The organism is Lysinibacillus sp. RS10 (genome assembly GCF_041956855.1).
Classification (GTDB): domain Bacteria; phylum Bacillota; class Bacilli; order Bacillales_A; family Planococcaceae; genus Lysinibacillus; species Lysinibacillus xylanilyticus_A.
Window position 1 is genome coordinate 735,633 of sequence record NZ_CP167122.1, and the last position, 13,025, is coordinate 748,657.

Here is a 13,025-nt window from a genome sequence, read left to right on the forward strand (position 1 = left end):
GTTAACACGTTAGACTGTCTCTTTGCTTGTTATTGCTGTTCCCAATATTTGTCTAGCTCTTGGTCTACATATACCCAGCCTTTCCATGCGATATGAATCGTATCCATTATAAAATACGGATCATATTCATGGTCAGAGAAGTCAACATATGGAACATTCGCATCCGTTAAGATCTGCTCCATTTTTGCGTAATACTTTTGTCGACGTTCCTCAGGGTATTCCGTGTAGTCATACCAATGACCATTGACCGGAATAGAGATAAATAGTGGCTTTGCACCAGCATCCTTTAACACATCAATGACTAACTGTAAATCCTCATATTCGGGTGAATCCGTATAATCTTCGTCCTTTCGCATACCTTCAAACTTAGATAAATTCGAATTTACAAGCCGTTTATAAAATTTATTTTCAATCATTAAATCATTGGATACACGTTTGTCGCCATATTCCTCAGCATGTTGCAATTGTTGCTCAAATGTTTGATTCGTTACTAGTTTGTCATTACTTTTTAATTTATGAGACTCTCGCGGGAAAATGGAGTAATACAAATCTTTTTTCTCTAGCATTTCCTTTTGAACACGACCAGCCATCAGGGCAAGGCGTCCAACGACAGGTCTTTTCTTCCCGTCAGATAATTTATACTCATAAATCGTTTTTAACAGTTGATCTCGATTTACTGTATCGAATTCTAAAAGCCGTTTCATTGCTCGATTTCGAAGCTCTTCATCAATGTCCTTATTGTATGCTAAATCGTAGGCATGCAACATCGAATAGTTAGGAGAAAAATGTAATTCATCCATTCCTTTTTTCGTAAACCATTGAGGAGAAATGATGAATACAATTTTTTTATCCTTTAAATTGTTCTCCTGTGCAGCAAAATTTAAAAAGTGTGTAATCGACTGCATACCTCCTCGCCCAATCATAAACGGCGTATACGGGGCATCCGTAGCTCGCGCATAATTATATGGGTGGAAGGGGTCAAAACGATTTAGTTCTGAGGAGCCATATAAAGGCAAGGAATTAGGCTCCTGCAACATCCGCTCCTGGTAATACATACCTTGGAACACTAACGGAGACATACTGGTTTTTACCTGCTCTACATCTTCATCTGAAATCCAAGCTTTGATCCAGGAGTTAGGGAAGAATAAAAAGGCAGCAAAAAGAACAAACGCAATTAAAAGTGATAAAAAGCCTTTCTTAATCATTGTCTTTCAGCTAATTTCGCTGCAATACGATTTGGCGTGTTCCATTCCTCACGGTTAAAATCAGTAATTGGCACTGAGATGTCAAAGCGGTTTTCAATTTCAACTAATAAATTAATCGTACCGAATGAATCAAGAAGTCCTTCTTCAAATAAATCGATATCTGGGTTTTCTGAAACAATATCGTCCTCGCATAACTCTACTAACATTTCTAAAACTTGTTGTTTATCCATAATAATAATTCTCCTTTATTGTATAGGCTGTGTTATTTAGCAATGATTCATAATAACAAGCCGTTGTTTAAAATAATGTTCCTGAAAAAATATAGAAGCCAAAGCAAATTGCATTAAAAGTGATAAACACGCCTATTGCATGTGTCCATTTATTTTTCGGCCAAAACTTATGCTTTTTATTCCAGCGTTCAAATTTATCGAAGCTGATAATCAATAAGGCATGGTAGAGACCGTAGACAACAAAGTGCCATTCCAATCCGTGCCAAATCCCCATTAAAAAGAAAAGTAAAAAGAAGCCAAGATACGAAATTGCATATTTGTTTTTAATCCATTTTTTCTTCGTCATCCAAAGCACAAAGCGCATATAGACATAATCTCTGAACCAGAATGAAAGGCTCATATGCCAGCGGTTCCAGAAGTCTTTAATATTTCGACTTGTGAATGGACGGTTAAAGTTAATAGGCGTTTGAATCCCCATAATGCGACTGACACCAACAGCGAAAGCACTATAGCCCGCAAAATCGAAAAATAAATAAAAACTATACATATACATATACGCTAAGTGCCCTTGAAAAGGTGTCAAATAGTTATACGTATGATTTGGTAAATACATAAGTGCGTAGTTGTATATTAAATAAGCCAAAATAAATTTATATAAAAAGCCTACAAATATATAATTGATCCCACTTAACAGTAGCTTTTGATAGTCTTCACCAGACGGCACTGTATGCATATCTTTAGAAAAGCGTCGCCAACGATCGATCGGTCCCGAAGATACAGTTGGGAAGAACAGTAAGAAATAGGCAAGCTCCACTGCTGAAATTTTATCCTTAATTAAGCCATCGCGTGTCTCTAAAATCATTTGGATCGCTTTAAAGGTGATATAGGATACCCCTAAGAAGCCGAATAAATTTTTAAGACCAAGTATTGGAAGAACCTTCACAAGTACAAGCGGCAAAATGGACAAGAGCACAGCGATTACGAATACGGAAGTGCTATTCTTCTGTAATCGATATTTTTGGTAAGCGATGATTAATACTAACTGAAATAGTGTAAATAGTATAAGAGAAATTGAGCCGTTAAGGGAGTGACCAAAAATAATTGCTAAAACGATAATCGAAATAAAGATATTATAGCCTTTAGCTGATTTTCCACGTAGCCCTAAAATAATTGTTGGCAATAACAGAATACCAATGATGATGAAAAAACCTATATTTCCAAAAGGCGTCATACTGTCTCCATAACCGCCAATCCTTTACGATCAACTTTACCGTTAGTATTTAAAGGTAAAGTGTCAATGTATTTGAATGTTTTCGGAATCATATAAGATGGTAAATAATCCGATAACAAGGCTTTCAGTTGCTTCGTCATTTTGAAGGCAGAGTCTGTTAAAGGCTCTCGAAGAACAATATAAGCACTTAGTGAAACAATCTCATCATTTTTATAGATAGGGATAACAACACAGCTAGAAACAGGTGGAAGATTGCCAATTTGTTTTTCAATCTCTTCGATTTCTAAACGATAACCGTGCAATTTTACCTGAAAATCTTTTCGTCCTGCAAAGAACAGATAACCATCCTTTTCATAACCCATGTCCCCAGTTTTATAAATACGTTGATCCCCTATTGTAGGAAAGGCTGTAAGTGTTAAGTCAGGCGCCCCAAGATAGCCTGCACTAACAGTTGGTCCAGAAATAATAATCTCGCCATCTTCTAGCAAGGATAGATTAGGCTCAGATAGAGGAGCGATTGGTAATTGATCAAATTGCTCCAAAAGCTCCGCTGTTACTTCTACATAAGATACGGCAACGGTTGTTTCAGTAGGACCATATAAATTAAAAATAGATGCTTGTGGGAAGCGTTGCTTTAATTCTTTTGCTAAGGATATTGGTAAAACCTCTCCGCAGAACAAAAACGTATTTAAAGAAGGCATTAACGCTTGATGCCACTCTTTGTTCATTAAACAAATTTTTGCAAAGGAAGGTGTGGAAGTCCAAACTCGAATACCAGAAGTAGCTAATGAATCGAATAACGCTTTCGGATTAGCAATTTGCTCTTGCGTGATCGCGTAAAGCGTCTGCCCACTAACGAGTGCAGGATATAAATCCATTACAGATAAATCAAAGGAGTAAGGCGCTTGATTTAGGAATACACCAGATTCTTGTAAGGGGAAGTGTTCATGCATCCAAGCAACAAAGTGCGCTAAATTATCAGCTGTAATTTGGACACCCTTTGGTTTACCAGTAGAACCAGATGTGTAAATAATATAATGAATTTCTTGCTCCTGAACCCATGTTGAAGGCTGTGTTGAAATGTTGGTAGTTTGAGTCACTATATCACTTACCTCTACTACAGGAACGGACTGGTGCGTGCTTAATGCTTCAGTCTTAAGTAGTAAGCAAGCCTGAGACGCTTCTATAATGATTTGTAGCCTTTCAGACGGTGTAGACGAGTCAACAGGTACATAAGGATGCCCAGCCTTTACAGCACCTAAAAAAGCAACAATTTGTAAAGGTGACATATGCCCATAGACGACAATGGGTTGTTGCCTTTTTAAATCAAGAGCTTTTAAATAGTGTGCTACACAATCAGATAGATGCCAAAGCTCACCATACGTTAAGGACTCATTATTGGTTTGATATGCAGTTCGATGTGGGTGTTCATGTGCCACATTTTGAATAGCCTCTAAAATACTTAACATAATTTAGATCTCCTTTTCTTAAAATTCCGTATATATAAATGGTCCTGCGTTCATATCATGGAAGCCATGAATAAGAAACAAGAGCACCATAATGAGGAAATAAAATAGCGTAAAGCCTATAAAACGAAAAAGCTCATTATTTTTGATGGATTGCATTTGTCCACCTCCAATTATAAATAAAAAAAGACTATAACTTTGTAAATATACTAAAGAAATAGATATTTTTTCAAGTTATTTTAAGTAACCTTTTATCCTTTTATTAAATTTTTATCACTGTTTTGACGGAATGTGGAGAAAAATGTTGCTGAATTTCAAAATATTCATTAAACCATAAGAAAAGTTTAAGGAAAATTTAAGGTTTTGGAAAAGTGTCCTAAAATGAAGCTAAGAAATTGGTTTATTAAAGTCATTTTTCCATCTTCGTCTGCACCTAAAAAGATGGCTCATCACTATAACATGGGGCTGATTTCCGGTCCAGCTCTTCCGTTATATTAAGCTTAATAAATAAAAGTAAAATCAAAGTAAATTCAATGAAAAATGTTGGTATTTTTTAAGAGCAGCAGCTGTAATGATGAAATGAAAGGAGGGGGAATAGTGGGAAGATGATGAAATTGGCGATCTTTTGAGGGCTGTTGCAATCCATATTTGAGCAAAAAGAAAAGTGCTATCATAAGTTAATCAACTCAATTTATGATAGCACCCCAATTATTATTTGATTACATTTAAAACTTTTTTTGAAACGTAAAATTCAGTGCCGTTGTAGACATTGATTGTGTCAAACGTATGAGTCTTTGTCGTCTTTGTTGATGCATCCTCATAAATCAACGTGTTTTTATTCACTGGGATTGTAAACGTTACATCATCTTTTTGTGCAATAAACTTAGGGTTTTCTTTGTCAGCTAAGTCAATTTTAGTTGTGTAGCCTTTATCTTTGAATGCTTTTGTAGCTGGGATATATAAATCATCAGTAAGTTTGTTTAAATCAAAGCCCATAAACTGTGCCATTGAATGTGCTAAGTCTGTGTTTTCGACAAGTCCTGTAATTTTAGATGGTCCGTATGAGTATAAGAATACATCCTCACCAGTATGCCCACCCGTTGTATAGCCAATGTTTGCACGATTTGCAAGCATTTTTACCATTTCGTCGCCGATGTCTTTAGCCGATTTTAGTGTTGCAAGCTCGTCCTCCGTTAAATCATCTAATCCATAAAGTGCCGCGACTTCTACAAGATTTGATTTATCTTCTTTTAATTGGCTTAGCGCACCTTCAACTGTCATCGTAGCTTTCTTCAGAGGGTCGATATAGGCAGATACAGGGATGCTAGAGTAAGTACTTGACGTGTTAGCATTACCCATCGTAATACCACTATTACCATGGTCTGTAACAGCAATGACCATTGTATTGCCATCTTCTTTTGCAAAATCAACGGCTTCTTTGACAGCATCATCAAACGATAAAATATCGGAAATTATGCCGATTGTGTCATTACTGTGAGCTGCCCAGTCTACTTTACTGCCTTCTACAAATAAGAAGAAGCCGTCCTCATCCTTTTTAAGGGTATCAATAGCTTTACCAGTCATTTCAGCAAGCGTTGGCTCAGTTGGTCTAGTTTTAGCACGATCTAAATCGTAGGCAAGAGCACTTGGAGCAAAGCTTCCCCAAATTTTTGATGAAGTACTATTTAGGAGCTCATCACGCGTTTTGACGAAGTCATAATTTTTTTCATTTAGGACATTCACTAAATTCTCGCCATCTTTACGAGCATTTTTTGTTGTGCCTGGCGTCAGTGACTCCGATCCGCCACCTAACACAACATCAATGTTTTGATAAACTTGCTGCTCAGCGATGTTATCATATTGGCTTCTATTAGTAGCATGTGCAGAGAAGCCTGCTGGTGTCGCATGTTGAATTTCGGAAGTAGAAATTATTCCAGTTGCCTTGCCCTGTTGTTTCGCCCCTTCTAACACATTGGCTACAGGTTTAAAGGCATCCTCTTTAGCAACTTGCTCTAGCCCAGGTGAACTAACCGTAGCTGGTAACACACCGACAAATTTATCATTGGATTTATGACCAGTTGCTAACGCAGTAGCGGCAGGAGCTGAGTCTGTAATTGCTGATTCAGCAGAATACGTACGTACGCCACCTGATAAAATTTCGTCCATGGCCAAGTTTCCACCTTTGTACCAACGAGAAAGTGTCACGGCATTATTACTACTACCATCCATCACGAGCATAATAACATTAGTTGGTTTTGTTGGTTTTTCTACCTCAGCTGCTTGTACTTGTGGTTGAGCGATACTAAATGTCGATAAAGTAAGGGCGCTTGCTAAAAATAATGAACTCCATTTTTTTGAGTATTTCATGATTTTCCTCCTCTATGTTTTGTTAAAAGTTTATCTTCCTATTGGTGACTTACTAAAAGTTGCTTTCCATTGACATTAAAACCATCTCGAAATAGTGGTATGTGGGTACAGTACCTCAGGTTAAAAGAGATGAGAAATCATATTTTTTGGATAATTAAGAAAAAGATGGCAATGGACATAATAGATGATATGTAAAGTTGTTAAAGCTATGAACTATTTTTTCTAGTATTTCATAATTTTCCTCCTTTTGGTTAATCCATAAATAAGTGTAAAGGAAGGTTGTAAAGGTAGGATTAATAAATTGTTAACAAATTGTGGGTATATTGTAAAAATGATCTTCATCACCAAGACGTGTGGTTGATTTCCGTTTCGGCTGGGCGCTTTGCCGCTGTCGCTTCGCTTTCGCGCAGATAAAACATTTGTTGCTGTCGCTTCGCTTTCGCACAGATAAAACATTTGCCGCCGTCGCTTCGCTTTCGCACAGATAAAACATTTGTTGCTGACGCTTCGCTTTCGCACAGATAAAACATTTGTTGCTGACGCTTCGCTTTCGCACAGATAAAACATTTGTTGCTGTCGCACAGAGCAAAGCTTCCTGGGGGCGTCTGATGAGCCGCTTGGGCCTACACGATGTAGGTCACGAAGGCGTTATCACAGGACGTGATGCTCTTAGCCTTTGTTCCTCTATCGCTGATCCCCAAGGAATCGCCCAGTCTCCACTCCAATCAACCTAATTTACATGTCATAGGTTTTAACAAATATTATCCATAACTTTTGATGATGGGCCAAAAATGAAAGAGGCATTTAAAAAGAAGTATTGAAGGAGAAATAGAATCTGCTTACTATCCATTGATGGAAGTTCGCAGATTCTTTGGGTAATTTTTATGGCTTGGCTAGAAAGAATGTTCCTCACCGTCGATGGTTTCATAAAATAAAACACCATCATCATCAACGAATAAATTTAGAACTTCCTCCTCTAATAACACTTCCTCTGAGCCATCGTTTACATTAATCTCTGTTAAATAGCCTGCATTGTCATAATCACTGCAATAAATCACATCGTCAAAAGCAGCTAAGTAGTAGCAGGCTGTTTCAGTAATTCGTGCAGTTTGTTTTGTTGCTACGTTATAGGCGTATACCATGCTATCGGCCATGCTATTATAATAAATAACGTCTCCAACGGTATCTGCGTACCACATGTCATGCATAAAGTCGTAAGCATTACTTGTAGCAGCAAAATAGTTTTCCTTTACCCATAGATGATCTTCACTTAGTTTTTCGTCATTCACTAAAAAATATGCGTAGGAAATAGCGTAAGGCTCATCCGGATCGACATCATTCCAAGTTGTATCAATATGGTACCAATTACCGTCAACACTTACTAAATTCCATGCATGAAGCTGATTATCGCTGTAGCCATAGACATATTTTGTGTCGAGACCTGCCGCCAAAAATAAACGATAGGCTAATAATGCGTAAGCTTGACAAACCCCAGTTTCTTCACTGATTAATTCATAAACTGATTGACCATAAGACTCACTTTCTTCAGTATAAGTGGCAAGTTGTACGATATAGTCATTAACGGTTTTTGCACGACTAAAGTCATCCATGTCATTTGTGATATACAAATTAGCAAAATCTTTAACATACGAATCAACAATCTTTTCTTGCTCGGCATCTGTGTAATATGTAAAGTTAAATTCGACTAAGTAACCGTTATCCCTTTCCATTGCTTCCCATGTAGCGCTTTCAATATATCCTGCAGTATAAGGGTTAACAAAGGAAATTAAGCTAATCAAATCATTTAGCTGTACTTCAAATGTATCCCAATCTAATTTTCCTCTATACAATACTTTAAAATTTGGCTCAAATTTTGATATTCCCTTTTCAACTTTCTTTGAAAATTGAAGCAAAGCAGGATCTTCTTTGAATAATGTCGTTGAAAAAAGATCGTCCGTTGTAAAATCGGCCGACGGTGCTTTGCTAGCAGGTTGCTTGTCTTCCGTAAAGGCTTCTTCTCTCGGTTCAGGTTCCTCTTCTATTAGTGCATCGATTGCCTTGATCGTAGCTGAACAACCGGTAAGCAAGCTTAAAGGAATAAGCAAAAAAATCAGCCATACATACTTTTTCATATTTACCCCCATTAATATTACATTTTTAACTATTATAGGTTAATGTGTTGGGGAGGTGTTATACTATTTTTCGTAAAACTAGATTCATCACCAAATGATAGAAATGATATTTTTATTAAAACGTATGCCATATTTATAAGTCGGAACGGAAATCAACCTCACGTTATGGCAACGGCTCTAAAACTAACTTATATGGGAAAAATAAGGTTATTTATTAATCTCAGTTTGTCAAGGGAACCTTTTTTTGTTATAATGTAATTTGTTGTGATGTTCGAAGTTCGGGAGGTGCAGTGGATGCATTCAGTAGTATTAGTTTCATTAATTATCGTATCAATAGCGTTAATCGTTGTAGTATTACTTCAATCAAGTAAAAGTGCAGGCTTGTCAGGTGCCATCTCGGGTGGAGCTGAACAACTATTTGGAAAGCAAAAAGCACGCGGTATGGATCTGATCCTTCATCGTGCAACAGTTGTGTTAGCAATATTATTCTTTATTTTAGCACTCGCTATTACAAAAATCTAATAGTTGAAGATATATCGCCTAACCTTACTGGTTGGGCGTTTTCTTTTATAGTACTAATTATTTGGACACCAATACATAGTTAGTTTAGTAAAGTGAATACCCGGCGCGGAGCAGGGAAAGCCTGATGGATAGAATTCTCAAAATCGTGGATAGAACCCATGAAGTCGTGGATAGAAGAGCCGAAATCGTGGATAGAAGAGCCGAAATCGTGGATAGAAGAGCCAAAACCGTGGATAGAAGAGCCGAAATCGTGGATAGAAGAGCCAAAACCGTGGATAGAAGAGCCAAAACCGTGGATAGAAGAGCCAAAATGATGGAAGCATCCTCAAAATGCCAGAAAGACTATCGGAATGCCAAAAAGATCCATGAAATTAACCGATAAAACCTCATAAAAAAAGTAACAATCGCCAAAGCTTTTGAGGAAGCTTCTGTATGGCTATAATGGTAATAGTATGTATAAGGATGAAGGAGAGCTCGCAATGAAAAAATCATTATCACAGCCTTTTTTCTTTCAAGCAGGTTCACGAGCCGTTTTATTACTGCATGGCTTTACAGGTAGCTCGGCAGATGTGCGAATGCTCGGAAGATTTTTAGAGAAAAAAGGGTATACTACATTAGCACCTCATTATAAAGGTCACGGTGTGGAACCGGAAGAACTCATCACAAAAGGTCCTGCTGATTGGTGGCAGGATGTCGTAGCCGCATACAAACAGCTACAGGAAGCGGGCTATCAGGAAATTGCTGTGGCTGGACTGTCATTGGGTGGTGTGATGGCATTAAACGTTGCGCTTAATAATCCAGTTAAAGGGATCGTGACAATGTGTTCCCCAATGACGATGCGCACAACGGACATTATGTTCGAAGGTGTACTGAAATATGCAAGGGACTACAAAAAATTCCAAGGTAAAGACGAAGAGCAAATCGAAGCTGAAGTTTCGTTAATTGCTGAAAAGGGCATGCCTTCTCTACAAGAGTTGCGAGAATTTATTGCTCGTACACGTCAGGAAATTGACATGATTTATGCACCAATTTTTGTCGTTCAAGCGACAAATGATGAGGTAATTGAGACAGAATCTGCCAACATTATATATAATCAAACTGAGTCACTTGAAAAACAAATCAAGTGGTATGAAAACTCAAAACATGTTATTACGTTAGATCAAGAAAAAGATCAGTTACATGAAGATATTTATCACTTTTTAGAAAGCCTAAATTGGGCACAATAAATTATAAGAAGGATTTTCTCATGAAGGAGGGAAATATATGAAAGACCAAAATAATTCACTACAAAGTCGTTTACTCGATTTTTTCGGTGAAGAAGAGTATAAACCATTAACAGTTGGCGAAATCGAGGACGTATTTGGCTTTGAGGATGCTGACGAATTTAAAGAACTAGTGAAAACGTTAGTGCGCATGGAGGCGCAAGGCTTAGTTGTTCGTTCCCGCTCTAATCGTTATGGTTCACCAGAGCGCATGAATTTACTTCGAGGTAAGTTTATCGGGCATGCGAAAGGCTTCGGCTTCGTCGCACCTGATATTGAAGGAATGGATGATGTTTTCATTCCACCGCATGAAGTAAACGGTGCAATTAACGGCGATATCGTTCTGATCCGTGTGTTGAAGGAATCATTCGGTGATCGACGTGAAGGAACAGTAACAAAGGTAGTAGAACGTGGACAAACAAGCTTTGTCGGGACGTTCCAAGCAAATCGAGGCTTTGGCTTTGTTGTGCTAGACGATAAAAAACTACCGATGGATATTTTCATTGCGAAGGGTGATACATTAGGAGCTGTCGATGGTCACAAAGTTGTCGTTGAGGTAGCTACTTGGCCAGAGGATTTAAAATCAGCTACAGGCTATATCACGAAAATTTTAGGGCACAAAAATGACCCAGGTGTCGACATTCTATCTATTTTATATAAGCATGACATTCCACCTGAATTCCCAGAAGAAGTGGTTGCTGCTGCACAAAGTGTGCCAGATGAAATTACAGCGGCAGATTTAGAAGGGCGCCGTGATTTACGCCATGAAACGATTGTGACAATCGATGGTGCTGATGCAAAGGACTTGGATGATGCTGTTACCGTAACGAAAAACGTCGACGGTACTTATAAACTTGGTGTACATATTGCAGATGTTAGTTATTATGTAACTCAAGGCTCTGTAATAGATATTGAAGCGTATGATCGTGCAACAAGTGTATATTTAACTGACCGCGTTATTCCAATGATTCCACATCGACTATCGAATGGTATTTGTTCATTAAATCCACAGGTTGATCGACTAGTACTATCCTGTGAAATGATTATTGATGCAAATGGTCATGTCGTTTCACATGAAATTTTCCAAAGTGTCATTAAAACGACAGAACGTATGACATATAAAGATGTATACAAAATTTTAGAAGAGCAGGACGAGGCGTTAATGGCCCGCTATGAGCCGCTTGTACCAATGTTTAAACATATGGCTGAGCTGTCTAACATTTTACGGAACAAACGTCAAATGCGTGGTGCCATTGACTTTGACTTTAAAGAATCGAAAGTAATCGTGGACGAAGATGGCTGGCCAGTTGATATTGAATTACGTGAACGTACAGTAGCTGAGAAATTAATTGAAGATTTCATGCTAGCAGCGAATGAAACAGTAGCAGAGCACTTCCATTGGATGAATGTACCGTTCCTATACCGTATTCACGAAGATCCAAAGCCAGAAAAGCTTCAACGCTTCTTTGAATTTGTCACGAATTTCGGTATTTTAATTAAAGGGACAGGAAATACAGTACATCCGAAAGCACTACAGGATGTATTGAAAGCCATTGAAGGCATGCCAGAGGAGCCTGTGATTTCAACGATGCTGCTACGCTCGATGCAACAGGCAAAATATTATCCGGAAAGCTTAGGCCACTTTGGTTTATCAACTGATTTCTATACACACTTTACGTCACCGATTCGCCGTTATCCGGACTTAATCGTGCATCGTTTAATTCGAACGTATTTACTTAATAAAGATACATCGAGAGAAACAGTTGCACAGTGGAGCATGGCAATGGATGAAATTGCGGATCATACTTCAGAGCGTGAACGCCGTGCTGTCGATGCAGAGCGTGATACAGACGCACTGAAAAAGGCTCAATATATGTCCGATAAAATTGGTGAGGAGTTTGAAGGGATCGTTTCATCTATTACCAACTTCGGGATTTTCGTGGAGCTTCCAAATACGATTGAAGGACTTGTTCATATTAGCAATATGACAGACGACTACTATCGTTTTGATGACCGTCAAATGATTATGATTGGTGAACGTACAAATCGTCAATTCCGTATTGGAGATGAAGTAACGGTACGTGTAGCGAATGTTATTATTGAGGAGTCATCGATTGACTTTGAAATCGTTGGAATGGTAACGTCGTATGGACGAACTCGTAAAGCAGCACCTACTGTTATTCACGCCCGTAAAAATTACAACGAGAACAAGGGCGATCGTAGTAGTCGTGGCAATCGCAGAGGCGCACGCAACGAAGAAGAACGAGGCGGACGTGGCAGTCGCAGTGGTCGCAACGAAGAAGAACGAGGCGGACGTGGCAGTCGCAGTGGTCGCAACGAAGAAGAACGAGGCGGACGTGGCAGTCGTAGAGGTCGCGATGAAGAAGGACGAGGCGGACAAGGAGAGCGACGTGAAAACGACCGTGATCCACGAGGACGCCGCAAAGATGGTTCAAGCCCAGGCCCTAAAAAAGGCGTGAAGCAAAAGCAAAAGTTCTACGAGGGCGTCGCCAAGAAAAACAAAAAGAAAAAAACAAAACGTAAATAAAAGCAAAGGCGAAAGCACCAATGATCACTTTACGGGTGCTTTCGCTTAATCAATAATAAAGC

The 13,025-nt window shown here is 38.5% G+C and carries 12 protein-coding genes; 4 read left to right on the plus strand and 8 right to left on the minus strand.

Annotated features, from left to right (window positions below):
• Positions 1–29 precede the first annotated feature (29 nt).
• The 8 genes from dltD to ACB089_RS03820 form a co-directional block, all read right to left on the minus strand.
• A complete protein-coding gene (gene dltD / locus ACB089_RS03785; RefSeq protein WP_374965355.1) occupies positions 30–1,205 on the minus strand; it encodes a D-alanyl-lipoteichoic acid biosynthesis protein DltD in 1,176 nt (391 codons plus the stop codon).
• Positions 1,202–1,435, minus strand: a complete 234-nt coding sequence (gene dltC, locus ACB089_RS03790) for a D-alanine--poly(phosphoribitol) ligase subunit 2 (protein WP_068986831.1) — start codon at positions 1,433–1,435, stop codon at positions 1,202–1,204. The genes dltD and dltC overlap by 4 nt, the downstream gene beginning before the upstream one ends.
• 67 nt (positions 1,436–1,502) lie before the next feature.
• Complete coding sequence (gene dltB, locus ACB089_RS03795) at positions 1,503–2,666, minus strand: D-alanyl-lipoteichoic acid biosynthesis protein DltB (RefSeq protein ID WP_374965356.1); 1,164 nt, start codon at positions 2,664–2,666, stop codon at positions 1,503–1,505.
• A complete protein-coding gene (gene dltA / locus ACB089_RS03800) occupies positions 2,663–4,135 on the minus strand; it encodes a D-alanine--poly(phosphoribitol) ligase subunit DltA (RefSeq protein WP_374965357.1) in 1,473 nt (490 codons plus the stop codon). The genes dltB and dltA overlap by 4 nt, the downstream gene beginning before the upstream one ends.
• 18 nt (positions 4,136–4,153) lie before the next feature.
• The gene (locus ACB089_RS03805) at positions 4,154–4,291 is read right to left on the minus strand and encodes a teichoic acid D-Ala incorporation-associated protein DltX (RefSeq protein ID WP_374965358.1); all 138 of its coding nucleotides are present in this window, start codon (positions 4,289–4,291) and stop codon (positions 4,154–4,156) included.
• A 552-nt stretch (positions 4,292–4,843) separates the two neighbouring features.
• Entirely contained in the window at positions 4,844–6,499 is a 1,656-nt protein-coding gene (locus tag ACB089_RS03810) for an alkaline phosphatase (RefSeq protein WP_374965359.1), read from the minus strand.
• Positions 6,500–6,803: 304 nt separating this feature from the next.
• The gene (locus ACB089_RS03815; protein WP_374965360.1) at positions 6,804–7,088 is read right to left on the minus strand and encodes a hypothetical protein; all 285 of its coding nucleotides are present in this window, start codon (positions 7,086–7,088) and stop codon (positions 6,804–6,806) included.
• Between the two features lie 304 nt (positions 7,089–7,392).
• Positions 7,393–8,631, minus strand: coding sequence for a transglutaminase domain-containing protein (locus ACB089_RS03820; RefSeq protein WP_374965361.1), 1,239 nt, complete (start codon positions 8,629–8,631; stop codon positions 7,393–7,395).
• A gap of 294 nt (positions 8,632–8,925) precedes the next feature.
• Between ACB089_RS03820 and secG the strand changes: the two genes are divergently transcribed.
• The 4 genes from secG to rnr all read left to right on the plus strand — a co-directional run bounded on the left by secG (position 8,926) and on the right by rnr (position 12,963).
• Positions 8,926–9,153 (plus strand): preprotein translocase subunit SecG, encoded by a 228-nt coding sequence (secG, locus tag ACB089_RS03825; RefSeq protein ID WP_374965362.1) that lies wholly within the window; start codon positions 8,926–8,928, stop codon positions 9,151–9,153.
• Between the two features lie 158 nt (positions 9,154–9,311).
• Positions 9,312–9,467, plus strand: a complete 156-nt coding sequence (locus ACB089_RS03830) for a hypothetical protein (protein ID WP_374965363.1) — start codon at positions 9,312–9,314, stop codon at positions 9,465–9,467.
• 165 nt (positions 9,468–9,632) lie between these two features.
• Positions 9,633–10,379: an alpha/beta hydrolase gene (locus ACB089_RS03835; protein WP_374965364.1), complete on the plus strand. Its 747-nt coding sequence runs from the start codon at positions 9,633–9,635 to the stop codon at positions 10,377–10,379.
• Between the two features lie 37 nt (positions 10,380–10,416).
• Complete coding sequence (rnr, locus tag ACB089_RS03840; protein WP_374965365.1) at positions 10,417–12,963, plus strand: ribonuclease R; 2,547 nt, start codon at positions 10,417–10,419, stop codon at positions 12,961–12,963.
• Positions 12,964–13,025 lie beyond the last annotated feature (62 nt).